General features: G+C 32.6%; 27 protein-coding genes. 11 read left to right on the plus strand and 16 right to left on the minus strand.

Annotated features, from left to right (window positions below; all coding sequences use genetic code 11):
• The first annotated feature begins 2 nt into the window (after positions 1-2).
• Both BUC29_RS04530 and BUC29_RS04535 read left to right on the plus strand, forming a co-directional pair.
• Entirely contained in the window at positions 3-2,720 is a 2,718-nt protein-coding gene (locus tag BUC29_RS04530; protein WP_073413788.1) for a DNA gyrase/topoisomerase IV subunit A, read from the plus strand.
• 144 nt (positions 2,721-2,864) lie between these two features.
• The gene (locus BUC29_RS04535; RefSeq protein WP_139260407.1) at positions 2,865-3,197 is read left to right on the plus strand and encodes a hypothetical protein; all 333 of its coding nucleotides are present in this window, start codon (positions 2,865-2,867) and stop codon (positions 3,195-3,197) included.
• Positions 3,198-3,201: 4 nt separating this feature from the next.
• Here the strand turns inward: BUC29_RS04535 and BUC29_RS04540 are convergent, their stop codons facing one another.
• From BUC29_RS04540 to murQ, 7 genes are all read right to left on the minus strand, one after another.
• Positions 3,202-3,834, minus strand: coding sequence for a 3'-5' exonuclease (locus BUC29_RS04540; protein WP_073413793.1), 633 nt, complete (start codon positions 3,832-3,834; stop codon positions 3,202-3,204).
• A gap of 1 nt (position 3,835) precedes the next feature.
• A complete protein-coding gene (locus tag BUC29_RS04545) occupies positions 3,836-5,755 on the minus strand; it encodes a DUF294 nucleotidyltransferase-like domain-containing protein (protein ID WP_073413795.1) in 1,920 nt (639 codons plus the stop codon).
• A 166-nt stretch (positions 5,756-5,921) separates the two neighbouring features.
• The gene (locus BUC29_RS04550) at positions 5,922-6,293 is read right to left on the minus strand and encodes a DNA topoisomerase IV (protein ID WP_073413797.1); all 372 of its coding nucleotides are present in this window, start codon (positions 6,291-6,293) and stop codon (positions 5,922-5,924) included.
• A 275-nt stretch (positions 6,294-6,568) separates the two neighbouring features.
• Positions 6,569-7,144: a DUF1572 family protein gene (locus BUC29_RS04560; RefSeq protein WP_073413801.1), complete on the minus strand. Its 576-nt coding sequence runs from the start codon at positions 7,142-7,144 to the stop codon at positions 6,569-6,571.
• Between the two features lie 2 nt (positions 7,145-7,146).
• Positions 7,147-7,719, minus strand: coding sequence for a pentapeptide repeat-containing protein (locus tag BUC29_RS04565; RefSeq protein ID WP_073413803.1), 573 nt, complete (start codon positions 7,717-7,719; stop codon positions 7,147-7,149).
• A gap of 43 nt (positions 7,720-7,762) precedes the next feature.
• Positions 7,763-7,984: a DUF6095 family protein gene (locus BUC29_RS04570; protein WP_073413805.1), complete on the minus strand. Its 222-nt coding sequence runs from the start codon at positions 7,982-7,984 to the stop codon at positions 7,763-7,765.
• A gap of 155 nt (positions 7,985-8,139) precedes the next feature.
• Positions 8,140-8,952 (minus strand): N-acetylmuramic acid 6-phosphate etherase, encoded by an 813-nt coding sequence (gene murQ / locus BUC29_RS04575; protein ID WP_073413807.1) that lies wholly within the window; start codon positions 8,950-8,952, stop codon positions 8,140-8,142.
• Positions 8,953-9,128: 176 nt separating this feature from the next.
• Here murQ and BUC29_RS04580 point away from each other — a divergent pair, with 176 nt between their 5' ends.
• Complete coding sequence (locus BUC29_RS04580; RefSeq protein ID WP_073413809.1) at positions 9,129-10,268, plus strand: helix-turn-helix domain-containing protein; 1,140 nt, start codon at positions 9,129-9,131, stop codon at positions 10,266-10,268.
• A 157-nt stretch (positions 10,269-10,425) separates the two neighbouring features.
• Positions 10,426-12,813 carry a TonB-dependent receptor gene (locus BUC29_RS04585; protein ID WP_073413811.1) on the plus strand — a complete coding sequence of 796 codons (2,388 nt, stop codon included), beginning with the start codon at positions 10,426-10,428 and terminating at the stop codon, positions 12,811-12,813.
• A 192-nt stretch (positions 12,814-13,005) separates the two neighbouring features.
• Here BUC29_RS04585 and BUC29_RS04590 read toward each other — a convergent pair whose 3' ends face one another.
• A complete protein-coding gene (locus tag BUC29_RS04590) occupies positions 13,006-13,674 on the minus strand; it encodes a ZIP family metal transporter (RefSeq protein WP_073413813.1) in 669 nt (222 codons plus the stop codon).
• A gap of 103 nt (positions 13,675-13,777) precedes the next feature.
• Positions 13,778-14,542, minus strand: coding sequence for a class I SAM-dependent methyltransferase (locus tag BUC29_RS04595; protein ID WP_073413815.1), 765 nt, complete (start codon positions 14,540-14,542; stop codon positions 13,778-13,780).
• 112 nt (positions 14,543-14,654) lie between these two features.
• Between BUC29_RS04595 and BUC29_RS04600 the strand changes: the two genes are divergently transcribed.
• The 3 genes from BUC29_RS04600 to BUC29_RS04610 all read left to right on the plus strand — a co-directional run bounded on the left by BUC29_RS04600 (position 14,655) and on the right by BUC29_RS04610 (position 16,900).
• Positions 14,655-15,812, plus strand: coding sequence for a THUMP domain-containing class I SAM-dependent RNA methyltransferase (locus tag BUC29_RS04600; protein WP_073414883.1), 1,158 nt, complete (start codon positions 14,655-14,657; stop codon positions 15,810-15,812).
• A gap of 140 nt (positions 15,813-15,952) precedes the next feature.
• On the plus strand, positions 15,953-16,189 hold the full coding sequence (locus BUC29_RS04605; RefSeq protein WP_073413817.1) for a hypothetical protein: 237 nt from the start codon (positions 15,953-15,955) through the stop codon (positions 16,187-16,189).
• A gap of 18 nt (positions 16,190-16,207) precedes the next feature.
• The gene (locus BUC29_RS04610; RefSeq protein WP_073413819.1) at positions 16,208-16,900 is read left to right on the plus strand and encodes an aspartate/glutamate racemase family protein; all 693 of its coding nucleotides are present in this window, start codon (positions 16,208-16,210) and stop codon (positions 16,898-16,900) included.
• Positions 16,901-16,977: 77 nt separating this feature from the next.
• Here BUC29_RS04610 and BUC29_RS04615 read toward each other — a convergent pair whose 3' ends face one another.
• Genes BUC29_RS04615 through rlmD form a run of 3 tightly spaced genes read right to left on the minus strand, consistent with a single transcriptional unit; the run spans position 16,978 to position 19,748 of the window.
• A complete protein-coding gene (locus tag BUC29_RS04615) occupies positions 16,978-17,802 on the minus strand; it encodes a DUF6048 family protein (protein WP_073413822.1) in 825 nt (274 codons plus the stop codon).
• Positions 17,774-18,322, minus strand: coding sequence for a DUF6452 family protein (locus BUC29_RS04620; RefSeq protein ID WP_073413824.1), 549 nt, complete (start codon positions 18,320-18,322; stop codon positions 17,774-17,776). Before BUC29_RS04620 ends, BUC29_RS04615 begins: the two co-directional genes overlap by 29 nt.
• A gap of 13 nt (positions 18,323-18,335) precedes the next feature.
• Entirely contained in the window at positions 18,336-19,748 is a 1,413-nt protein-coding gene (gene rlmD / locus BUC29_RS04625) for a 23S rRNA (uracil(1939)-C(5))-methyltransferase RlmD (protein WP_073413826.1), read from the minus strand.
• 195 nt (positions 19,749-19,943) lie between these two features.
• Here rlmD and BUC29_RS04630 point away from each other — a divergent pair, with 195 nt between their 5' ends.
• Positions 19,944-20,957, plus strand: coding sequence for a sensor histidine kinase (locus tag BUC29_RS04630; RefSeq protein WP_244160769.1), 1,014 nt, complete (start codon positions 19,944-19,946; stop codon positions 20,955-20,957).
• Between the two features lie 492 nt (positions 20,958-21,449).
• On the opposite strand, the gene BUC29_RS04635 is transcribed toward BUC29_RS04630, so the two are convergent.
• The 3 genes from BUC29_RS04635 to epsC form a co-directional block, all read right to left on the minus strand.
• Positions 21,450-22,436: an aldo/keto reductase gene (locus BUC29_RS04635; protein ID WP_073413831.1), complete on the minus strand. Its 987-nt coding sequence runs from the start codon at positions 22,434-22,436 to the stop codon at positions 21,450-21,452.
• 125 nt (positions 22,437-22,561) lie between these two features.
• The gene (gene cysM, locus BUC29_RS04640; protein WP_073413832.1) at positions 22,562-23,449 is read right to left on the minus strand and encodes a cysteine synthase CysM; all 888 of its coding nucleotides are present in this window, start codon (positions 23,447-23,449) and stop codon (positions 22,562-22,564) included.
• 1 nt (position 23,450) lies between these two features.
• Entirely contained in the window at positions 23,451-24,242 is a 792-nt protein-coding gene (epsC, locus tag BUC29_RS04645; protein WP_073413833.1) for a serine O-acetyltransferase EpsC, read from the minus strand.
• A gap of 189 nt (positions 24,243-24,431) precedes the next feature.
• Between epsC and BUC29_RS04650 the strand changes: the two genes are divergently transcribed.
• Entirely contained in the window at positions 24,432-25,133 is a 702-nt protein-coding gene (locus BUC29_RS04650; RefSeq protein ID WP_073413835.1) for a DUF1003 domain-containing protein, read from the plus strand.
• A gap of 4 nt (positions 25,134-25,137) precedes the next feature.
• Here BUC29_RS04650 and BUC29_RS04655 read toward each other — a convergent pair whose 3' ends face one another.
• Positions 25,138-25,404, minus strand: coding sequence for a DUF2752 domain-containing protein (locus BUC29_RS04655; RefSeq protein ID WP_317043477.1), 267 nt, complete (start codon positions 25,402-25,404; stop codon positions 25,138-25,140).
• Between the two features lie 122 nt (positions 25,405-25,526).
• On the opposite strand from BUC29_RS04655, the gene BUC29_RS04660 reads away from it, so the two are divergent.
• The gene (locus tag BUC29_RS04660) at positions 25,527-25,712 is read left to right on the plus strand and encodes a hypothetical protein (protein ID WP_073413839.1); all 186 of its coding nucleotides are present in this window, start codon (positions 25,527-25,529) and stop codon (positions 25,710-25,712) included.
• Entirely contained in the window at positions 25,702-26,253 is a 552-nt protein-coding gene (locus tag BUC29_RS04665; RefSeq protein WP_073413841.1) for a Smr/MutS family protein, read from the plus strand. Before BUC29_RS04660 ends, BUC29_RS04665 begins: the two co-directional genes overlap by 11 nt.
• Positions 26,254-26,390: the final 137 nt, after the last annotated feature.

The raw sequence follows: 26,390 nt of genomic DNA on the forward strand, positions 1-26,390 counted from the left end.
ATATGAAAGACGAAGAAGACGATAACATAATTCCAAACGACGACGAAAATAATTCAGAGGAAAATCTGGATAATATTCAGGATGGTGATGATGATGTGATTGATGGTGAAGGAAAACATTTTGAAGGAGCGCATTTTTACGAAAATCAGGAAGAAGAAGGAGAAGATGTTATTACGAAGGTAACGGGAATGTACAAAGACTGGTTCCTGGATTATGCTTCATACGTAATTTTAGAGCGTGCAGTTCCTGCTATCGAGGACGGATTCAAGCCTGTTCAGCGTCGTATTATGCACTCGTTAAAAGAGCTGGACGATGGTCGTTATAACAAAGTTGCCAATGTAGTAGGACACACCATGCAGTATCACCCACACGGAGATGCGAGTATAGGTGACGCGATGGTACAGATTGGTCAAAAAGATTTATTGATTGACTGCCAAGGAAACTGGGGAAATATTCTAACTGGTGACGGTGCAGCAGCACCCCGTTATATTGAGGCACGTTTATCTAAATTTGCTTTGGAGGTTTTATATTCTCCAAAAATTACTGAATGGGGATTATCTTATGACGGTAGAAAAGCTGAACCTATTAATCTTCCGGTAAAATTTCCATTGCTTTTAGCGCAGGGAGCAGAAGGTATTGCAGTTGGACTTTCTACAAAAGTACTTCCTCATAACTTTAATGAATTAATTGACGCTTCGATTAAAATCTTAAAAGGGAAATCGTTTACTCTTTACCCGGATTTTGCAACAGCCGGTGTTGCTGACGTTTCGAATTACAACGACGGAATGCGTGGCGGACGTGTGCGTGTTCGTGCTAAAATTTCGCAATTAGACAAAAACACCTTGGTCATTACGCAGATTCCGTTTTCTACCAATACATCGAGTTTGATTGACAGTATTTTGAAAGCCAATGAAAAAGGTAAAATCAAAATCAAGAAAATTGAAGATAACACGGCTGCTGATGTAGAGATTCTGATTCATCTTTTCCCCGGTGTTTCGCCAGACAAAACGATTGATGCTTTATTTGCATTTACGGCTTGCGAAACTTCTATTGCACCTTTAGGATGTGTGATTGAAGATAATAAACCGTTGTTTATTGGTGTTTCGCAAATGTTGAAGATTTCAACTGAAAGAACGGTTGATTTGCTTAAACAAGAGCTTGAAATTCAATTAGAAGAATTAAAAAATAAGTGGCATTTCTCTACTTTGGAAAAAATCTTCATTCGAGAAGAAATGTATATTGACTTCAAATTATACGGAGACAGAGAATCACTTTATAAATATTTATACGATCGTTTTGAGCCATTTAAGAAATCATTTGTTAGAGAAATCAACGATGATGATTTACAGCGTTTGACTCAAATTCCGATGATTCGTATTACTCGTTTTGACTCTGATAAAGCAGATGAATTAATCTCGAGATTAGAAGAAGAAATGAAAGAGGTAGAATACAATCTGGAAAATCTTACCGATTTTGCTATTGCTTATTTTACCAAACTAAAAGAGAAATACGGAAAAGGACGAGAGCGTAAAACCGAGCTCCGTGTATTTGATAATGTTGAGGCTACAAAAGTAGTTTTAAGAAATACAAAACTATATGTAAACCGCGAAGAAGGTTTCGTAGGAACAAGTTTAAAGAAAGACGAATACGTAGGTGATTGTTCTGATATTGATGATGTTATCGTTTTTTTACGTGACGGAACGATGATGATCACAAAAGTAGACGCTAAAACTTTTATCGGAAAAGATATTATACATGCAGCTGTTTTTGATAAAAATGATAAACGCACTATTTATAATATGATGTACCGTGATGGAAAATCGGGGCCATCATATATAAAACGTTTCAATGTTACCGGAGTTACACGTGATAAAGCTTACGATTTAACTAATGGAACAAACGGTTCTCAGGTGGTTTATTTTTCACATAATCCAAATGGAGAAGCTGAGGTTGTAACTATTTTACTGCGTCAGGTTGGAACGATTAAAAAACTGAAATTCGACATTGATTTTGCGAAATTGGCAATCAAAGGACGTGGATCTAAAGGAAATTTAGTGACCAAATATCCAATTAAGAAAATCGAATTAAAAGAAAAAGGGATTTCGACTTTACTGCCAAGAAAAGTTTGGTTTGATGATACTGTAAAACGATTAAATGTTGATGCGAGAGGAGAATTGTTAGGAGAATTTAAACCTACAGATAAAATCTTAGTAATTAGTCAATCAGGAAAATTAAAAGTAATAATTCCAGAGTTGTCTACACATTTCGATGAAGACATGATTGTCTTGGAGAAATGGAAACCTAAAAAACCGATTTCTGCAATTTATTATGATGGAGAAAAAGAACGTTACTTCTTGAAGCGTTTCCTAGTAGAAAACGAAGGAAAAGAAGAAAGCTTTATTACAGATCACCCAAATTCGCAATTGGAAATCGTTTCGACAGATTATCGTCCGGTAGCGCAATTGGTTTTTGCAAAAGTAAAAGGTGTTCAAAAAGATGATCTTCATATTGATGTAGAAGACTTTATAGCCGTAAAAGGTTTTAAAGCTTTGGGGAATCAATTGACAACGGATAAATTAAAACAAGTAAATCTGTTAGACCCGCTTCCGTATGAAGAACCCGTCGAAGAAGTTCCGGAAAAACCTGAAATTTCAGAAGATGATGATTCAGTAGAAACAGAATTAGATGATGATGGCCAAATAGGTCTGGTTTTAGAATAAAAATGAAAACGCTAAGAAATTAATCTTAGCGTTTTTTATTTTAAAGAAAACCCTGAAGTTATATTTTTATAATGTATAATAGACCTTTCATTGCTAATGACTAGCCTAAATTTGTTTTTTGAAAAGAATTACAATCAAAGGTTAATGAAGAATCAATTCATTTTTATACTCTTGCTGTTTTGCTCTTGCAGTAATATGATCGATTTAAACGGAAATATTTATGACTACGACACAGAACGTCCTTTAAAAAATGTAGTTGTTACTATAAATAAAGTTGAAACCCTTACGGATAGTTTAGGATATTTTAATGTAAAAATAAAAAGAGAACAACCAATAAAAATAGTATTCATAAAAAAAGGCTATTCAACTAAAGAGATCTCCAGAAAACCAGATTCTCTGGGAGAATTTTCAAAAAGGAGCTTAAAGTATAATAAATTTTATATGTACAATAAAGAAAGTGATTTTTATAAAAATTAGAAAACTAATACTTGAAAAGAGAATTCAAATTTACTGCTTTCTTTTCTCTCAGTTTTTTTACAATTTTAAGAAAAGCAATTGCAGTTATATACGCATCTCCCAAAGCTGTGTGACGATCTTTTTTTGAAATATCAAATTTATCGGCAAGATCGTCTAAAGTATAGTGATCCTTTCTTTCAAACAAATGCGATTTTATAAGTGTTTTTTTGTATAAATAGGCAGTATCCAAAGTTTTGTTAGTTAGTTGAGGAAGCTCATTTCGTACTAATGCCTTATTAATCATCGTAATATCAAAAATAGTATGGTGAGCTATAATTATAGAATCACCTAAAAAGTCTAAAAACTGCTGTAATGCTTCTAATTCTGTTGGACGTTTAATAAGTAAATCTTTTAAAATACCATGAATTTGCGCTGTTGATTTATCATAATGCTCTTGTTCCAGATAAATTTCAAAACTATCCTGAACAGAAATAACTCCATTTTGGAGAACTAGTGCGCCAATGCATAAAATTCGATCGTTATCATAATCAAATCCAGTTGTTTCGGTATCTAAAACCACAAAACGAGTTTCTTCGATCGTAATGTTTTCATCGAATATATTGTTTTCTTCCTTTTTCCAAAAATTGAATAAACTCATATTATACCAAATTTGAGATGTTAAAACGTACTGAAATCAGTTCCTGAAGCTCTTTTATGGTTTTAAAAGTACGCTTCAGTTTAATTTTTTCCATTTTGGTTAAAGATTCCAATTCGATAAATTGGCCAGAATCATGATGTAAAAGCCCTTGTTTGGTTCTGAATTTTAATAATGCTTTAAACGAATACGAACAAGACAAATACAATTCTCTGTTATTAGGTTCCAATTCTGCCAGTTTTTCAAAACGTTCTGCCGTATTGCTGATACCTTTTACCGAATGCGATAGAATTAAAAGTCGTGCTGCATCTGTCAATGGCATTAAAGCTCTTCGTTTAATGTCAAAGTTATCTTTATTAGCTCCGTCTTGTTCAACCAGAAACTGCCTGAAGAAACCAGTAGGAGAAGGGCTTTGCAAAGCACCGCTCACTAAATGCATATAAAAAATCGGATTGGCTTTTACATCTTCAAATATTGAATCTGATAATTTGTTTACTATTTCAGAATCACCATAAGTTTTACTGTAATCAAAGAAAATAAATGAAAGTAGAACTTCATTTTTTCCCGGATTTGTAATCCAATGATGTACCTGAGCTTTCCATTCGTCCAGACTCATACACCATTTTGAATTCGATGCCATCATTTCGGCTGGACAATAATCATAGCCAATTTCAAAAAGGCCTTTATTTACAAGTCCTGCAAATTTTAAAAAGTAGATTTTAGTTTCTTCCCTAAAAACCTCATTTACATTTTCGTAAACAATTGCATTATCCTGATCCGTATGCAGCATTTGTTCTCCGCGTCCCTGACTTCCTAACGCAAGCCAGGCAAATTTTACCGGCGGCGGACTGCTCATTTTATCCAGACAAATTTCTATAACACGATTAGTACAGGCTTCATTGAGTTCTGTAATGATTTTGGTAATCAAAGTCATCGGAATATTTTGATCCAGATAACCCTGAAGCAATTGCATTATTCGATTACGAATAGGCTTTATTTCCTTGATTTTTTTGGTACGCTTTAGTGCTTTTATCAAGACGGCAGGATTATTTCCAAGCGCGACCATAACGTCATGTTTTGATAAAATTCCAACTGCTTTTGTGTTTACAGTTCCATCTTTTGTTAGGCATAAATGACTGATATTGCTTTTCATCATAGCCATTTGTGCCTCTGTAACCGTCATTTTTTTTGGATATGTAATAACAGGTTTGGTCATTATCGTTTCGGCAGTTGTTGTAATAGGAAAATCTCCGGTTACGATTTTGTTTCGAAGGTCTTTATCGGTCAAAATGCCAATAGGAAGCATTTCGTCTACAATCAATATAGCACCGACTTTTTTCTTATTCATGATTTTCGCAATATCCTTAACCGTTGTTGAAGGACTGCAGGTTACTATTTTTTTGGAATATTTTATGGGTGCTAAATCAAAAGATTGATTGCTGGAATGAAGGTTTTCATTTAACTGGTCATCACCGTATAATTTATCTTTATGAATATCTGAATACGGATTTCGGGTATTTGAAGCATAACTTTCAATTAAAAAATTACCAACATTTCTGTTTTCCAGCGCATAAGGTTTAAAAACGGCAATAGGAATCGCATAGAGAATAGTTTCTTCATGTGCCACAGCTTCCATAATATAATTTTCCTGTGCCAAAAGCGGACGAAGTCCAAAAATATCGCCTTCATCACACATGTCCAAAACAGTATTTTTTGTACTTTTTTTCAGGGCAACTGCGCCCTTATGAACAACGTAAAAAGAATCATGCGTTTTATCATTTTCGGCAAAAATTACAGCATCTTTTTCTTTGTAAATAATAGATATCTGTTCAGAAAGTTTTTCTAAATCTTTTTGATGTAAGAAATTAAACGGCGGATAACTTTTTAAAAAGTCTGCAACTCTTTGCGAAATGGTATTTTTCATTGGGTAAGATTTAGGTTCTAAAATACTATTTAAAATAGAAATGTAAAAGAAACACGTTTGTTTTTTGAGTTACAAAGTTACAGACAGGCAAAGGCTCAAAGTTGAAATACATAATTGTGTAAAAAAAGCTCCAAAATAGGAGCTTTCAATATTGTTTTAAAAAATCTTAATCAACTTTGTAAACTTTTCCTCTTTGCTTTTCTTCAGAGCCGACCATTCCAAATTCAAAAGTATAAGAATCTTTTTCAGTTGTTAAAATTTTCATGCTGATAGCTTTTTCCTCAGCCATATTTTTTGGATGTTTCTTTTGCAGAACATATTCACAGTCGCTAACCCAGCGAATGGTAGCAGTATCTGTTTTTCCTTCAAAAGTTTCTATTTCAATACTGTCTTTGCGTTCAAAGAAAGTTATTTTTTTTACGCCGTTTACTTCGGTTTCAAATTTGAATTTTCCGGTTTTAAAATCTTTGCAATTATGTTCGGCATTATAACAAGAAACCAATGCCAGAAAAGGAAATAAGTAAATAATTTTTTTCATTTTGAATAAGTTGTTTTTTTTGGAGCTAATCCTGCTGTCCGCTGTATCTTTTGTGGTGAACCCCACCACAAAAGGATGCCGCTTCCATCAGGGCTAGAAAAATTTGGAGTTAATTAGAAAAACTATTCCTATTGACACAAAAATGATATTAATAAAACAAAGAAAAAATAAATTTCGTATTCTGTTTTTATCAGCTTGTTCATCGGATAATTTTGTTTGGCACAGTTTAATTAAAATCCAGTACCAAAATCCTCCCATATTTGCATGATGTTCGATCATTTCAGTTTTTTCAATTCATCATCAGTAAAGTTCTTGATTTCTTTTTCTTTAGCAAATTTTTCGGCGTTGTAATTTCCAGATTTGTTCTTCGGAATCGACAAACTGTTCCATTCACTGGTTTTCAATTGTTTGGCATAAAAAACAATTTGCCCTACGTGATAAGGATAATGCGCGAGTTGACGATTTATAGCTTCAATAACCGTATGACCTTCATTTCTGATATAAATTATATCTGTAAGCTGTTCTGGTTTTAAACTTTCTAAGGCATTTTCCAAACAATTCCAGCCTTTGTTCCAAACTTCGACAACTTCTTCTTTCGATTTTAAATCGTTTTCAAATTCGGCATCACGGTTACGCCATTTCTTCTCACCATCAGAAGTTAAAAAATCGGTCCAGCGTGAAAGCATATTACCAGAAATGTGTTTTATAATGGTAGCAATACTGTTAGTATCTTCATTTATAGATACAAAAAGCTGTTCGGGTTCGAGTTGATCCATAGCTTTTTCGCCCAGCATTTTATAGTACAAAAACTGTTTTTTAACGCTTTCCAGATAAGAATTATCCGCACTCATAACTATACAATTTTAATATCATATTTATCTAAAAGCCCAATAATTCCCTGAGTTGAGAATTGTGCTTTTCGCATCGCATTATATTCAGGATCAATTTTGTAATTGTAAGCCGTTCTAAAATCGACAGCTGCTAATTGTGTTTCATTAAAAATGGCACCATCTAAATTACAGTTGTCAAAAACAGAACTTGTTAAATTGGTTCCAACAAAAGTTACTTCACGTAAAGATGAGTTAATAAACTTAGTTTTAGGCATTTTTTTATTCGAAAATATAGCATAATCGAGCGTACACTCTTCAAAATGTACCTGAAAAAGAAAATCGTCACATTCGTGAAAACCTATTCCAAGTAATTTACAGTTCCTGAAATTTACATTTTTTAAACTCGTTGCTGCCAAACTTGTCATAGAGAGATTACAGTCAATAAATTCACAGTCTAAAAAAGTATTAGAGCTAAAATTACTATTCGAAAAATCACAGTTTTTAAACACACAATCTTCAAACTCACGATTGTTAATTCGTTTGTTGATATAAATTACTTTTTCGAATGTTTTTTGAATGTGAATTATTTCTTCCATGTAAATTATTAAAGCGATTAAAAAAAGAATTAGTTTGGGCTAATTAGTCATTAAACAACCCTTTCATTATAATTTTCAATCCTAAGAAAATCAAAAGCATCGAACTTAAACAAGCCACAATTCCAATCCCCAGAACCAAATAATGCCAATTAGTATGCTGATTCATAAATGCATTATAAATCAACGATGGACCAATAAACATCAAAGGCAGTGCTCCTGTTAAATATTTAATTCCTTTTCCTAATAATTGTTTGTTAGTTGCCATTTTGTTTTTGTTTCAGTTTTTTTGCTCAATAATTTAACCGCAAAGTACGCTAAGATTTATGCAAGGTTCGCAATGTTTATATAAAGCTTTGAGAACTTTGCGTTTTATACAAAACTTGCGTGCTTTGCGGTTAATTTATCTTACAGAAAACCTTTTTACTTATTATAATTATCAACAGCATTCCTAACGCTGCCGTATTTTTTCAATAATTCTGAAGCTTCTTCATACGAAACCGGAATTTCTCCCATAATCATTTTTACGCCTCTGTCAACCAGTTTAATATTACTCAACTGCATATCAACCATTTTATTTCCTTTTACTTTTCCAAGCTGAATCATGGATGCTGTAGAAATCATATTTAAGACCAGTTTTTGTGCAGTTCCGGCTTTCATTCTTGAACTTCCGGTAACAAATTCAGGTCCAACGACAACTTCGATAGGAAATTTTGCTGTTAAAGCCAGCGGACTTCCCGCATTACAAGTAATACAACCTGTAACAATATTATTCTCATTGCAGGTTTCTAAACCGCCAATTACATAAGGAGTAGTTCCCGAAGCTGCAATTCCAATCACAATATCATTTTGATTAATGTTGTGAGCCTTTAAATCGATCCAGGCTTGTTCTGCATTATCTTCTGCATTTTCTACAGCACGTCGAATTGCTGTATCGCCGCCCGCGATAATTCCGTTTACTAAATCAAACGGAACACCAAAAGTAGGAGGACATTCTGAAGCATCTACAACACCTAAACGCCCCGATGTTCCTGCACCAATATAAAAAATACGTCCGCCTAATTTTAAATTGGCAACAGTCTGTTTTACCAAAGCCTCAATTTGCGGTAAAGCTTTTTCTACGGCATGCGGTACAGTTTTGTCTTCATTATTAATATTGGTCAGCAGTTCATGAACTGACATTTTTTCTAAATGTTCGTATTTTGAAGATTGTTCGGTTGTTTTTGTAAAGGTCATTTTTTGTCGAAATAGTTATCCTCCAAAATTAAACTTTTTTATTGCAAATTGAGAAAAATTAAGGGTTAAACTCACGTAAAATTGAAATCTTTTTTTGTTGATTTCTTTCTTCTGAAAATTTGATAAAACCTTGCTGAATGAACTAAAATATTATATTTGTTTAATAATAAAAACAAATGGATAAATTAAGTTTTTTGAATGGGATTGCCTGGATTGCTGTTTTTGTTTCGATGCTTCTGGCTTTCTTTTTATTTACAGTAAAAACCCAAAATAAACTTGCCAATCGTTTATTTGCTTTCTTTTTTATTTTATCTGCCATTGATCTAAGCGGATTTTTTTTCTATGAATTTCTTGACGGACAATTAAATATCGAAGTTTTTAGGTGGACAACCTGTCTATTAGGAATGCCTTTGTTTTATTTATTTGTTTTCGCCGTGTGTTATTCTGATTTTCGATTACAATGGAAACATTTATGGCATGCAGTTCCGTTTTTGGCTGTCAACTTAATTTTTGTTCCGAGGTTTTATTTAGCTGAAGAAATAGAGAAAATACAATTTTTTAAAGTGCACAATCAAATGCCTGAAATGTTGATCTTTCATTCAATTGTAGAGTTTCAGTATGTGTTTTATATTGTGGGAGTATTTTTCATTTTAAAGAAATACAAAGAGATTTATTTAGAAAATTATGCCAATACAGCCTTTTCTACGTATATGTGGCTTTTTCAAATGACCACTGTTTTTCTTATTGCACATATTATTGTGGTATTAAAAAATTTATTACGATATACAGACTTTAATGAAACTTTTATTTGGGCCAATGTTTTGGTTGGAAGTATCGCTCTCCTTATTACCTGTTGGTTTATAATGAAAGCTTTAAATAATCCTGAACTCTTCAGGGGAATAAATTCTAAATTAAAGCTGGCAAAAGATATTCTTCCTGAGGTTGACATAAAATCAGAAACTGCCAACTTTCAAAATGATATGATAACTGCTCAAATTGAGACGCTAAGAAATTATATGACTGAAAAAGAACCTTATCTTGATCCGTCACTTACAATTCAGGAATTAGCGAATCAAATTAATATGCAGGTTCGGGATTTATCGGTTTTGATAAATCATCATATAGATCAGCATTTTTTTGATTTTGTAAATGAATACCGCATTCAAAAAGCAATGAGTATTTTGAAAGATAAATCAAAAAGCCGTTTAACTGTTCTTGAAATATTGTATGAAGTAGGTTTTAACTCAAAATCTTCGTTTAATACTTCTTTTAAAAAATATACCAATTTAACGCCAACAGCTTACAGAAATAGTTGAAAATAAACGTTTTGTAAAAAGTCGTACTTCATAACAAATAAAGTCGAACCAATTTCCTTATTAGAAAATGGTTCGACTTTTTTTTCTCGGTCGTGTACGGAGATTTTCTAATGGAGCTTTGCTTCAAATTAATCGAACAAGTTAAAATTAGAAAATCATGAAAAAAGTACCTCTTTTAATCTTTTTAGTATTGCCTTTATTTGGTTTTGCACAATCAACATTAAAATTAAAAGGAAAAATAACAGCAGAAACCAAACCATTAGAATGGGCTGAAGTTTCAATCTCAAATCCAGAAGGAAAACTTATCGATGGAACTACAACGAAACAAGATGGAACTTTTGAAATCAACCTTAAAAAAGGAATTTATAAAGTAGCAGTCAGTCTTTTGGGATTTTCAGAATTTGAAAAAGAAATTTCATTAGAAAAAGATATCAATTTAAGAACCATTATTTTGAAAGAAACGACCGAAAATTTGAGCGAAGTTGTTATCAACACAAAAAAGAAAACAGTCGAACAAAAGATAGACCGTGTTATTTACAATGTCGAAAATAATATTTCGGCTGCGACCGGAGATGCGCTTACGGCAATAAATGCAGCACCGGGTGTTGTAGTACAAAATAGTACGATTACTATTTTAGGAAAAGATGCATCGAGAGTTATGATCGACGGGAGAATGATCGAATTATCTGGCGAAGAACTAAATAGTTTTCTAAAATCAATTTCGGCAAATGATATTAAAAGTATTGAAGTTATTGCAAATCCTCCGGCAAAATATGATGCAAATGGAACGGGCGGGATCATCAATATTATTATGAAAAAAGGAATTCGTGATTCCTGGAAAAATGCAACAACATTTTCGTATGATCAAAATAAATACGGAATTTACACTTTCAGAAACAGTTTTTTCTATAATAAAAACAAGTTCAGATTTGCTTTTAGCACAAACGGACGAGTTGGAAACACAAATAACATAGAAGATTTAGATATTTATTATTCAACTGGACTTTGGGAGTTAAGAGATGTTTCTAAACAAAAAGAAAACAGTTTTTCGGGGCGTTTTTCTTTGGATTATGATGTTTCGGATAAAACAACAATTGGTTTTCAATATTTAAACGAAAGTTATAATCCTGATATGAATTCAAATACAAATATCAAGATTTTTAATAATTCAAATGCTATCGATTCGCTGTTGGTTAACAAAGGTTTTAATAATAAATTTTCAGGAAGCCAGACTTATAATGCACATTTGATTTCAAAACTGGATTCAATTGGAAGAAAAGCCAGCGTCGATTTAGATTTTTTCTCTTACGATTCAAAATTTGATAAAAACTTCTTTGCCAAATCGTATTCAACAGACGGAAAGTATCAAAATACCAATCAATCTGCACGAAATAACTCCAATCAAAATATCGATAATTTTAGTTTAAAAGCTGATTTTGAACATCCGGCCGAGTCTTTTGATTTGTCTTATGGAGGAAAAGTAAGTTTTATAAAAAGTAACAGTGACGTGTTTTATTATGACACAATTTCTGGAAGCGAAGTTCTGGATCCGAATCAGTCGAATGTTTTTGAATACAAAGAGAATAATCAGGCAGTTTATATTAACGGAAATAAAAAGTTTAATGATAAATTCTCGGTTCAGTTAGGTTTTCGATTAGAAAATACGCAGACAAACGGGTTTTCTAAAACTTTAAATCAGGAAGTAAAAAACGATTATTTTAAGCTGTTTCCGAGTTTTTATCTTGATTATCAGCTGAATGAGAATCACGGGCTTAATTTTACTTACGGAAAACGTATCAATCGCCCGGGTTTTGGAATGTTAAATCCGTTTCGTTCTTACATCAATAGTAATAGTTATTCAGAAGGAAATCCATTTTTAAGACCTTCTTTTAGCAATAATTTTGATTTTACTTATTCGTTTAAAAAGAGTTTAAGAAGCAATATTTTTTTCAATAGAATAACGAATGGTTACGGAGTTGTTTTTACTTCAAATCCAGAAATTAATACGCAGGTTATAACGAGAGAAAATTATTATGACGAAAATTCTTTTGGGATTGGCGAAAGTTATTCTGCAGAAGTTACGAGCTGGTTCGAAACGCAGACTTCGGTTTATCTTTTGGGTTCAAAAACTTCGTTTATTTCGACTATTAATGCAGTTTCGTCAAATACAGAACAGCTTTATTTTACAACAGAAAATACTTTTTCATTGGGCAAAACTACAAAACTGCAGTTGGAATATTTTTACAGTTCTCCGTTTAAAAAAGGTTTATATGAAATTGGTTATATGGCAGGATTGAATCTTGCGATTAGACAAAGTTTTATGAAAAACAATCTGCAGCTGACTTTTTTGGTTAATGATATTTTTAATACATCTTATTTAAAAGATTATAAATCGATTGTAAACGGTGTAACTCAGGTTTACAGCCAAAATGAAAGCAATAGATTTATGCGATTATCTGCAACTTATAATTTTGGAAATAAGAAAATTAAAGTTCAGGAACGTGATTTTGGAAATAAAGAAGAGAAAAAACGAACTGGGAAATAGTTATGAATTATAAATTGTTAATTGTCAATTGTTAATGTTGATATTGTAACCTGAAACTTGAAACCTGAAACTTTTTGCGTGAGGGATAGGAGCTGGCTACCGAAGTAGCGCGGATAGCCCGGCAGTATTTAAGAAAAGGCCCAATGAACGCAAAGTTGATTGGGCCTTTTCTTAAATACTGACACGCCCAGATTATAAAAAGAATGCTAATAAAATTCCGAGAACGATCATCGAAACTTTGGCAATATTGAATTTGTGTCCTTCGCTGCTTTCAAAAATGATTGTGGACGAAATATGAAATAGAATACCAATTACAATGGCTGTAATTTCGGTATAATAATGGTTTAAAAATTGTAAATATTGAGATGCAACGGTTCCAAGCGGCGTCATGATGGCGAAAGTGAGCATAAAAGCAAAAATGGCTTTTTTGCTTAAATCGGCATTAACGAAAAATGTTGTTAAAATAACAGCAATTGGCAAATGATGAATCGCAATTCCAAGTGCCAAATCATGATGATGACTTACAGGAAAGCCTTCTAAAAAGGCATGAATACACAAACTAATGAATAAAAGCCACGGAATCTGGGACATTTTTGCATGACCGTGAACGTGTCCGTGTTCAGCTCCTTTGGAGAAAAATTCCAAAACGATCTGAAATAAAATCCCAACCATTATAAATAAACCAATTTTATGATTGTGGGAACTGTAAACTTCCGGAAGCAGATGCATTACAGTTAACGATAACAAAAATGAACCACTGAATGCCAGCAGTAATTTTAAATTGGTTTTGTTTTTTGGTTTTAAAAACAAAGCCACGCTATATCCTAAAAGTACAGAAAATAAGGGTAGTAGATAATTCATTTTTTGTTTAATCGTTTTTTTGTTTAATCGTTTTAATCGTTTAATCGGTTTTTGTCAATTTGTCTTGCGATTAAACAAATCAACAATTAAACGATTAACCAATTTATTTAAAAATCATGATTAATCTTTCGCTTTCGGTTTTATGGAATTTTTTAAGCTTGTAATCTCCAAAGATATCTAAAAGATAGATTCCGGCTTCGTCCATTAAATCCTGAAAATCTTTTAAGGTTAAGGCTTTAACTTTTTCGGTAAAATGATATTTTCTGCCCTGGTCTTCAAAATCAATTTCTTTAAAAATATGTCCGTCTTCAACATATCTTTTGATATGAAAATCAATTCCGTCTACGGTTTTTACTTCCTGAGGAACCAGAGTTTCAATTACCTGATTTACGTTCATAAAATCGATAACGGCAAAACCATATTCAGATAAACTTTCTTTAATGGCTTTGAGGGTTGTCAGGTTGTCATCGTCACTTTCGAAGTAACCAAAACTGGTAAAAAGATTAAAAATAGCATCGAATTTTTCTTCAAAGGGCTCACGCATATCGTGTACTTTAAAATGAAGATGTTCGTTGCTGTTTTTATTGGCTTCGGCAATGCTGTTTTCAGATAAATCGGCTCCTAAAACATTAAAACCTAATTGATTCAGATAAATAGAATGACGTCCTTTTCCGCAGGCCAAATCCAGCACCTTTGCTTTTTCGGGAAGATTTAAATAATGCGTCAGATTATCCATGAAAATCTGAGCCTCTCTATAATTTCTATCCTTGTAAAGAATGTGATAATACGGAGTATCAAACCATGATGTAAACCAGTTTTCGGTATTTCTATCCTGATTTGGTGTTGATGAGTTGGGTGCGTCAGACATTTATTCTATTTCAATTAATTCAAAGTCCGGCAAATTTAGTGTATTTTTGCCGAAAAATAACTATTTCACGCATCTGTCTGTGATTGGGGTTGTTTTTAAACAAAAAATAAAGATGGAAGAAAATTTTAGAATGATAGCCAAATGTTTTTTTGGCTTTGAAGAAATATTAGAGAAAGAATTGCGTACGCTTGGAGCTCAGGATGTCGTAAAAGGTGTGCGAATGGTAAGTTTTAAAGGTGATAAAGGTTTTATGTACAAAGCTAATTTGTCGCTTAGAACAGCACTTAAAATTCTAAAACCTATTTATTCTTTTAGAGCAAATAACGAGCAGGCATTGTATAAAGGAATTGCAGGAATAAACTGGTCGAAATTATTAAATGCTAACCAGACTTTTGTAATTGATACAACGGTTCATTCTACTTATTTTAATCATTCTGAGTTTGTTTCTCAAAAATGTAAAGATGCAATTGTCGACCAGTTTAGAGAAAGAACGGGACAGCGGCCAAGTATTGATAAACAATATCCTGATTTAAGAATTAATGTTCATATTGATAAAGATCAGGTTTCGGTTGCATTGGATACTTCCGGAAATTCACTGCATCAGCGTGGCTATAGAACGGCTACGAATATTGCGCCTATAAACGAAGTTTTGGCAGCAGGAATTCTTTTATTATCAGGCTGGGACGGACAGAGTCACTTTTTGGACCCAATGTGCGGATCTGGTACTTTTCTTGCCGAAGCAGCGATGATTGCCTGCAATATTCCGGCAAATATTAACCGTAAGGAATTTGCTTTTGAAAAATGGAAAGACTGGGACAATGATCTTTTTGATACTATTATTGATAGTTTAATGAAGAAAACCAGAGAGTTTCACTATACTATAAAAGGTTTTGATAAAGCGCCAAGTGCTGTTAGTAAAGCAAAAGATAATATTAGAAATGCAAACCTTGAAGATTATATAACCATTCGCGAAGACAACTTTTTTGATACTGAAAAAGAGGTAGAAGGCAAACTGCATATTGTTTTCAATCCTCCGTATGATGAGCGTCTGGATATTCATATGGAACGTTTCTATCAAAATATTGGTGATACCTTAAAGAAAAATTATCCGGGAACAAATGCCTGGTTTATTACCGCAAATCTTGAAGCTTTAAAATTCGTTGGACTAAAACCATCAAGAAAAATCAAACTTTATAACGGAAGCCTTGAAGCACGTTTGGTTAAATACGAAATGTACGAAGGAAGCAAGAGAACGAAATTTCAGGTTTAAGGTTCTGAGGGGCTAAGTTTCTAAGGTACTAAAATTTAGCTTAAGGAATTTAATAATGATATAATTTTAGGCTCAAGATTTAAGCTCTAAGAAAAAAACTTAGAACCTTAGTCTCTCAGAACCTTAGCAACTTAAAAAAAATGACAAAACTACAAGTAAGAGCATTCCTGTATCAATTAGGAACTTTCGCAATTCTATTTATTTTAGGAAGATTTATAATTGCAAAATATACAGGATTAACCGGAATTTGGATTCCAATGACATCGTTTGTTGTGGCAACTATTATTGGGCCTAAATTTCAGGCTGTAAAAACAAAAGACGGAGAAAAACTTTTTATGAAATGGATTTTTATAAAAGGAATTAGAATAATCGGATAATTTTTTAAAATCAGTAATATGAGGAAAATTGGTCTTATTGGCGGAATAAGCTGGGTTTCGACTGCAGATTATTATAGACTTATAAACCTTGGAATAAATGAAAAATTGGGAGGTTTAAACTTTTCTGAATGTTTGGTTTACTCGTTTAATTATGCTGATATTAAAAAGAATAACGATAATAACGACTGGGATTCTACTTTTAAAATGCTTTTTAAAGGATGCGAATTTTTAAAATCGGGCGGGGCAGAAGCTATTATTTTATGTGCTAATACAATGCATTTAATTGCAGATAAGCTTCAGGAAGCGATTGATTTGCCAATTATTCATATCGCGGCCGAAACTGCGATTGAAATTCAAAAACAACAGCTTAAAAGAGTAGGTTTATTGGGAACAAAATTTACAATGGAACTCGATTTTTTTAAAGACAAATTAAAAGATAAAGGAATTGAAACCATCATTCCGATTAGTCAGGATGATAAGGATTTTATTCACTACACCATTTTTGAAGAATTGGGCAGAGGAATTGTAACCGATGAAACTAAAAAGCGTTATTTGGAAATTGCTAATGAACTAATTAAAAACGGAGCAGAAGGAATTATTTTAGGATGTACCGAAATTCCGTTAGTAATTAAAAAAGGAGATTTATCGGTTCCTTTTTTTGATACGACTTTAATACATGCAAAAGCAGCTGTTGAATTTCAGTTGTCTTAAGCTAATAAATAAAAAGCCGCGAATTCACGAAATTATAATATATTTCGGAATTCGCGGCTCAATTATTTTTTGTAAAATTATTTCTTTTTTGGAGCTTGATTTTGAATCTCAGGCACAACTATTTTTTTCTTGTAAATTGGGATAAAATACGAAACCGTATAATTAAAACCTACTCCAAAATTTCCATCGTAAGTCCTGTTAAAACCTGGAATATAAAGATTATCAAATCCAGAAGGTTTATTGTTCATTACTAAAAGTTTCAGCTGAACTCCAAAACCAACAAATATATTATTAAAAACTTTTGCCTTAACTCCTCCGGTAACTTCAAGCCATCCTGCAGTTAAACCACTGTGTTTTTCATTAACATTAATAGACTGCTGTTCGCCCCAATATGGATTTGGATTGTAAATTTTATAACTGTTTAAATCCTGACTAAAAGTGCTAAAACCACCTCTTAAACCTATCGTAATAAGGTTTTCCATATCCAGCCAGTTATCATACAAATTATAATCAAAACCTGCTTTTATATATGTTCCTGTTGCGGTAGAATTTAATCGGTCATCATCGGTAGTTTTGTCTTCAAAACCAAGTTCTGCGGCTGCATAATATCTTTTCGTTAAACGCCAGTCTGCAGTAAATTCAACACCTTTATAATCCTTATCATAAAAAGCTCTTGTCAGCTTGTATAAATCGACACCAATACGCAAACCGTAGCGATCAGTTTTTGGAGGAACAATACTGTCTTTTTTTACTTCCTGTACGGCTGGTTTTGTAGTTTTAGTTTGTGTTTTTTGAGGAATTGTTTTCTTTACTGCTGTAGAATCTTTTACTTCCTGAGCATGTCCTAAAAACACTAAAAGCAAAAAGCAAAGGCTAAAAATATACTTTAAGGTGTGTTTCATTTTCAAGTTCTATATTAGAAGTTACTACATTAGTATTAAGCATCCAGATTCCGTCGGCAGCAGGATCTGTTTTTATAAGGCCGGAATTGGCTGTATTATCACGAGGATTTAATGTAAAAGTGGTTTTAAAACCGCATGCTCTGGAAACATACACGTTTTGTGTTGTATAATTAAAAGTCAATACATCCGTATTTGGTGAAGTACTTGTAGCATTAAAGATAAACTTATAAGATGTAGAAGTGCCATCTGTTTTTAAAGGAATAGAAATTTTACTGGCACTGGTTAAGTATTTCGTTACCGAAGTTCCGCCTTCATTAAAAATTATGGCATCAGTATCATCTTTACCTACACCAACTACTTTTAGATTGGTAACAGGTTTAAGGACTGTAGGTGCTGCATTATCATAAAATTCGATTACTAATCGGGGAGTTGTAGGTGTATTTGCATCACAAATATCATCTTTTTCACAACCGGATAATCCAAAAGTAAAAATTAATAAAAGACAAACTATTTTTTTCATCTACGATTTTATATTAACGAAGTTCTAAAAGTACAACATTTTCAACATGATGCGTTTGCGGAAACATATCAACCGGTCTTACGCGTGTTACCTTATATTTTTCGTCCATTAAAGCTAAATCACGTGCTTGCGTTGCAGAATTACAGCTCACATATACTACTTTTTTAGGAGCAATTTTCAGGATTTGATCAATTACTGCAGCGTGCATTCCGTCTCTTGGCGGATCTGTAATAATAACGTCTGGTTTTCCGTGCTGTGCGATAAACGCTTCGTTGAATACGACTTTCATGTCTCCAACAAAAAACTCGCAATTGGTAATATTATTGCGTTCAGCATTTGCTTTAGCGTCTAAAATGGCTTCAGGAACGCTTTCTACACCAATAACTTTTTTTGCTTTTTTAGAAACAAACTGAGCAATAGTTCCCGTTCCGGTATATAAATCGTAAACTGTTTCATTTCCTGTTAATCCGGCAAAGTCACGTGTTATTTTGTACAATTCGTAAGCCTGATCAGAATTTGTCTGATAAAAAGATTTAGCATTGATGCTAAATTTTAAACCTTCCATTTCTTCTAAGATGTAATCTCTTCCTTTGTAAAGTTTTATATCCTGATCGTAAATGGTATCATTTTGTTTTGCATTTACAACATATTGTAATGAAGTAATTTGAGGAAATTTTTCGTATAAATGATCCAAAACCAATTCACGGTTAATTTTATCATCTTCAAAAAACTGAATCAAAACCATGATTTCGCCTGTAGAAGCTGTACGAATCATTAAAGTTCGTAATAATCCTGAATGTTCTCTCGGATTAAAAAAAGCCAAATTATGCTCGTTGGCAAAAGCTCTGATTTCGTTTCTAATAGCGTTTGAAGGATCTTCCTGCAGATGACATTTTTCTATATCAAGAATTTTATCCCACATTTTCGGAATATGAAATCCTAAGGCATTTCTGTTTCCTAAATCTTCTGTGCTTCCAATTTCTTTTTCAGTTAACCAACGGCTGTTAGAAAACGAAAATTCCATTTTGTTTCTGTAGAAAAACTGTTTTTCAGAACCTAAAATGGTTTCAAATTCCGGAAGTTCAACTTTTCCAATACGCTGTAAATGATTTTTTACTTCGTTTTGTTTGAAATACAATTGCTGGCTGTATTTCATATTCTGCCATTTACATCCACCGCAAACACCAAAATGCTCGCAGATTGGATCAACACGATGTTGAGATAATTCGTGAAATTTTACGGCTTTTCCTTCGTAATATGCTTTTCTTTTTTTAAATGTTTGTACATCAACAACATCGCCTGGAACGACATTCGGAATAAAGATAACTTTTCCGTCAGGAGCTTTTGCTACTGAAACACCTTTTGCTCCGGCATCAAGAACCTGAATTTGATGAAAGACAACTTTGTCTGTATTTTTTCTTCCCATAGCGCAAAAATAAGCCTTTGTAAACTTTTACAAATTTTATTTTCATAATATTTTGTCAAATTGTGTAATTTACTAGTTTAATAAACTTTAAAAGTTAACTTTGTCGCTGATATTAAGCCCCAAGCTACAATATATAACCTATAGTTTTGTTATGTTTTTATGAAATTGTATCATAATCTTTCACAAATTAGCTTTTTGAAAAAAAGTTATGCGTTTAAATTTTTATTTGTCGCATTTATAGGAATTCATATTCCGCTAATCGGAATCTTATTCTTTGTACTTTTTTTTGAACATACGATCTCTCCAACCTCGATTTTGATTTTTTCGCTGATAATGACATTATTAGCAACCGGGGCAACTCTTTTAGTTTTAAATCAGCTTATAAAACCCATTTCAATCGCTTCAAAATCATTAGACGATTATAGAAATAATAGAAAATTATCAATTCTTCCAACAGATTATACAGATGAAGCCGGATTATTGATGTGTAATATTCAGGAATCTATTTATGAATCTGAAAGTTTTATAAACGAAAAACAGGATTTAATTTATATGCTTTCACATGATTTGAAAAACTTTGCCGGAAATCCTCAGGGTTTGGCCAAATTGATTTTGAGTGAAAATCCTTCGGAATCGATTAAACATTTGGCTGATTTAATTTGCGAATCGACTAATTTACAATTCCGATACATCGAAAACTTTATTAAGTTATTAAAAGAACAAGATCAGGTTGTAAAAACCAATCAGGAAATCAGAACTATTTCTTTTGAAAATATTCTGCCGTTTATAAACGAACAGGTTGAACAGCGATTAATCGATAAAAATATAATTCTGAATTTAAGCGTTGAAGTCAACGAAGCTAAACTGAGAATTGATGAAGGACTACTAGTTCAGGTTTTGGTAAATCTGATAAGTAATGCTATTAAATTTTCGTATTTTGACAGTGTAGTAAAAGTGAGAATTTACAAAGAAAATTCAAATGTTGTAATTACGGTTGCTGATAGAGGAATTGGCTTTGATAAAAATCAGATTGAAGAATTATTTAAAAAATTCACCAAAATGAGCCGTCTTGGAACTGCTAATGAATCTTCAACCGGAATTGGACTATATTTATGTAAAAAGATTATTGAGAAAAACAGAGGGCAGCTTACAGCTGCAAGCGAAGGAAAAAATAAAGGTGCTGAATTTAAAATTGAATTTGAATTATAAATATTCAGATATTAAGAATTTTATTTTTTAGTTCTTTCTTCTATCGGGTCTTCATCATCTCTTTCGCGGGAAAGGATTAATAAACATACAATTTTTACGATAAAATTTAATCGTTCCATGGTTAATGAATTTTAGTTTGGTTTAGTATGAAGATGTTTGTTTATAAAAATGGTTGCGTAAAAAAAATAAAACTTATTTTTGAAGCAGTATACTATTTATCATCATTACTAAAAACTTCTTAATTTTTCTCTTATTTATATTCGTCTTGACATATTTATATAGTTTTTAATAAATACTATAAACTTTTGTAAAAACTAATATGATTTTTACGGCTTATTATTTCTTGCAAAGGATAGAATTTAGATAATACTAAAAAGCCATTTAAAGGCATAAAAGTAATATCATAAGATGAAGATTTGATTAACTTATCAAATATTGGATTTTAGACAAGCTAAGTTTTTAGGATTTTTTTGAAAATATTGACCAGTTATTTTACCAAAGATGATGCACAGAAGGTTTTATATATTCGTTATAAATTTTATTCATTTCTGAAATTTTCTCTGCGCTTAGTTTAGGTAAATCGTAAACAGATAAGTTTGAAAGTACATGACTTTCTTTTGAAGCTCCCGGAATGATACAGCTTATTTCATTAAAACTCAAAATCCATTGCAGAGCGACAGGAGCAAGATTTTCAGTTTCCGGAAACAATGCTTTTAGTTTTTCAACAGCTTTTAATCCTAAATCATAATCGATTCCTGAAAAAGTTTCGCCTTTATCAAAAGCGTCCCCGTTTCTGTTGAAGTTTCTATGATCCTGAGCGTCAAATGTCGTTTTTGCATCAAATTTACCTGTCAAAAGTCCGCTGGCAAGAGGAACTCTGGCAATAATTCCGATGTCTTTCTTTTTTGCTTCTGAAAAAAATAATTGTGAAGGACGCTGACGAAATAAATTAAAGATAATCTGAACCGTCGTTACGTTTGAATATTCGATTGCTTTTAAAGCTTCTTCAACTTTTTCGACACTTACGCCAAGATTTAAAATTTTCCCCTGATCTTTTAAACGATCAAACATTTCAAAGATTTCAGGTCGGTAATATACTTCGGTAGGAGGACAATGCAGCTGAATCAAATCTAAAGTTTCCAATCCTGTTCTTTTTAAACTGTCTTCAACAAATTTCTGAAGTACTTTTGGCTGATAGCCTTCATTCACATGCGGATTAATCTGGCGACCGCATTTTGTGGCAAGATAAATACGTTCTGAACGCGAACGAATCACTCTTCCAACTGCAGTTTCGCTTAATCCGTTTTCATAAACATCTGCAGTATCAATAAAATTTACGCCATTGTCAATGGCTGTATTTATAAGTTCGTCTGCCGTTTTATTATTAAATCCGGAACCCCATTTCCCGCCAACCTGCCAGGTACCAAGAGAGATTTCTGAAATATTAAAGTTTGTTTTTCCGAGTTTTCTGTAGAGCATTTTTTTTCTTTTGAGGTACTAAGTTACTAAGGTTCTGAGGTGCTAAGTTTTTTTAAGTTGCTAAGCTTTTTATATTAAGTTTTTAAACTTAGAATCTTAGCGACTTAGAACCTTAGAACCTTTTTTTAATCAAATAAATCCGAAGATAAATATCTATCGCCGCGGTCGCAGATTACGGCAACGACAACACCAGATTCTAATTGTTCTGCGATTTTAAGAGCTACAGCAACAGAACCGCCGCTGCTCATTCCGGCGAAAACACCTTCTTCAAGGGCTAATCTTTTTGTCATTTCCCGTGCTTCTTCTTCGCTTACATCAATAACAGTATCTACTTTTGAAGCGTCGAAAATTTTGGGTAAATATTCCTGTGGCCATTTGCGGATTCCCGGAATCTGCGATCCGTCGCTTGGCTGAGCACCTACGATTTGTATCGCCGGATTTTTTTCTTTTAAATACGTCGATGTTCCAATGATAGTTCCCGTAGTTCCCATTGCAGATACGAAATGTGTTACAGTCCCATCGGTATCATTCCAGATTTCCGGACCTGTTGTTTTGTAATGCGCTTTCCAGTTATCATCATTTGCAAACTGATTTAGCATAATATAGCCGCCTTGTTCTACTTTTTTATCTGCATAATCCCTTGAGCCGATAATTCCTTCTTCTGCAGGTGTTAAAATAACTGTTGCGCCATAGGCACGCATAGTTTGTGTTCTTTCTTTTGTTGAATCTTCGGGTAAAACTAATTCGATTTCTATTCCGAATAATTGTGCAATCATGGCAAGGGCAATTCCAGTGTTACCACTTGTTGCTTCAATTAGTTTATCGCCTTTTTTAATTTCGCCTCTTTCAAGAGCTGCTGCAATCATATTATATGCCGCTCTGTCTTTTACACTTCCGCCTGGATTATTTCCTTCAAGTTTTAGTAAAAGTTTTACGTTTTTATTCTTAACCAGATTGACGGTTTCCATTAATGGAGTATTTCCAATTAGGTTTAGTAACTTCTGTGGACCCATTTTATTTTTTTTCTTTTATTTTAACTTCTGTTGTAGTGGTATTTAGTACGATAGAATCTTCGGGAATTGATTTGGTTACCCATGAGTTTCCACCAATTATGCTGTTTTTTCCAATAATAGTTTCTCCTCCTAAAATTGTGGCATTGGCATAAATACAAACATTAGCTTCGACAGTTGGATGCCTTTTAGCGTTTTTCATTTCTTTGCTTACGCTTAAAGCTCCTAAAGTAACACCCTGATAAATCTTAACATGTTTTTTGATAACCGTTGTTTCGCCAATAACAATTCCGGTTGCGTGATCGATGAAAAATGGCGAAGCAATATCGGCACCGGCATGAATATCAGTTCCTGTAATTCTATGTGCATATTCGCTCATTAACCTAGAAAACAATAGTAAATCCAGTTTGTATAATTCGTGGCTTAATCTGTAAATTGCAATGGCATAAAAACCCGGATATCCTAAATAAACTTCATCGATACTATTTGAAGCCGGATCATTTTCAAGAATATATTCGGCATCCTGATTTAATTTTTCAAGAACGCCCGGAAGTTTTTCAACAAATCGGTCCCAAATCGATTCGCATAAATTTTGAGGTTTTTTGCAGGCTAAAACTGCTATTTCTTTAAATCGGATTTCCAGTTCATCAATACTTTTATCAAGCTCTGCGTTTGAATCAAAAAGAGTGTAAAAAAGCTTCTCGGTAAAATCTTCTGTTTTGGTTTTTATACCGTAGTTTATATTAGAATGGCTCTTTAAAGCCTTAATATTTTGTATGATATTGTCTTTTGTCACAATAGTAAAATTGAGTGGATATTTTGAAACGTTAAAAGTAAGGTGTTTTTTGTAAATACGGACACGATTTAACTAAAGAAATTTTGCTTTCAGTATTGTATTTGTTATAAATAAAAGATTAATAAAAGCAATTATTTTATATGATTCTTAAGAAGTTAATTGTGTAAATTAGCATATAAAATTTACAAAATGAAAAATAATTCAACTTTTAAAAGTGCAATTTCTAATATTTCTTTTCCCGATAATGAAAAAATTTGCGGTAAATCTATCCATGATCCTATTTTAAGTCTCATTGTAAAAGATCATCCTTCGTTTTGCGATGATGATTGTATTTCGGTTCAGGAATTGAATGAATATCGTCAAACCTATATTTCAAATTATTTGTCTACAGAAATTGGAGCGCTTTCTGATCTTGAAAAAAACGTTATTTCATCTTTAAAAGAAGATAAATCGATTGTAAGTATTGTCGAAGACGAAGATGAGAAAAGAAGTTTTGGCCAAAAAATAGCCGATCAGGTGGCTGATTTTGGAGGAAGCTGGACTTTTATTATTTCGTTTGTGGCTTTTATCGTCATTTGGATTGGTTCGAATGTATACTTTTTGCTCGACAAAGGTTTTGATCCTTATCCGTTTATTTTACTGAATTTGATTTTGTCCTGTATTGCTGCACTTCAGGCTCCGGTAATTATGATGAGCCAGAATCGTCAGGAAGAAAAAGATCGAAATCGTGCCAAGAAAGATTATATGATTAACCTGAAATCTGAATTAGAAATCAGAATGATTCATGATAAAATTGATCATTTGATTATGCATCAGCAACAGGAATTAATCGAAATTCAAAAAGTTCAAATCGAAATGATGAACGATATTTTGAATCAGGTTAAGAAGTAAAATTTTAAAAATAAAAGTGTTTGAGATAGTATCCAGCGCACATAAAAAAGATATTTAAGGCTGCTGCTTTCCAAATTATATTTTTATAATTTTTTGATTTATTGAAAAAATAAAATAAAAGTAAAACAAGAAATAAAAGCGTTGTATAGACCGCCGGATACATTTTAAAAGCAGCCGAAAATTCACCCTGAAAAAGTAAGAATAACGATCGCTGAAAACCACAGCCCAAACACTCAAAACCAAACAGCTTTTTGAACAGGCAGGGGATCATATATTTGTCTAAATTCACAGGGTAATTTTTTACAATTTTACAAAAAAATATTCGATAACATTTCACAAGAGAAGAACTTCTATTTTAAAGTTTTATACTTTTGGATTCTTAAACTTTAGAAAATGAAAACTTTTAAAATCTTAATTATGATTCTTGCAATTTCAGTTGCACTTTATGAGCAGGTTTCAGATGATAAAAATATCTATATTATGGTAATTGCAATTGCCGTTTTTATGTTTGGAATGATGCAGCTGAGTGCAAAAACGCCAAGTAAAAATCAAGAAAAAGAAGAGCAGGATGTTGACTAAAGGAGATAAGGTTTCGGTTTTAGACGAAGCAATTAACGGAACAGTAATTTCTGTAAAAAATAATGAAGTTTTGATCGAAAGTGAAGACGGATTTGTGATGACATTTTTTGTCAATGAATTGGTTAAAATACAAGATTCCAGTAATTTAATGAATTCTATTAAAAGAATTAATTTAGAAGAAATTACAAAAGAAAAAACAGAGCCAAAACCTAGAAGTTTTGTCAAAGAAAAGAAAGATAAACGCGATGTTGCGGTTCCGGAATTTGATTTACATATCGAAAAACTGGTGAAAAATAAACGCGGAATGTCTAATTATGATATTTTGACTTTACAGACCGAAACGGCAAAAAGACATATTGAATTTGCGATTAAAAACCGTATCCCAAAAATTGTTTTTATTCACGGTGTCGGCGAAGGAATTCTAAAAGCCGAACTAGATTTTTTATTAGGCCGTTATGATGGAATTGATTTTCGGGACGCCAATTATCAAAAATACGGCTTAGGTGCAACCGAAGTTTATATTCGTCAAAATAATAAATAAGGAGGTTACTTTAGACTAAAATTGGTCAGTTTTAAATATAAAAAAAACGTCCGTTTTTCAATACTGATTTCGATAAAAATCAAATGAAATACGGACGCTTTTTTGTAGGAAATAAAAGCTTTAAAAAAAATGATTTT

Origin of the sequence: Flavobacterium defluvii (assembly GCF_900129555.1) — a bacterium.
In the GTDB taxonomy this organism is placed as follows: domain Bacteria; phylum Bacteroidota; class Bacteroidia; order Flavobacteriales; family Flavobacteriaceae; genus Flavobacterium; species Flavobacterium defluvii.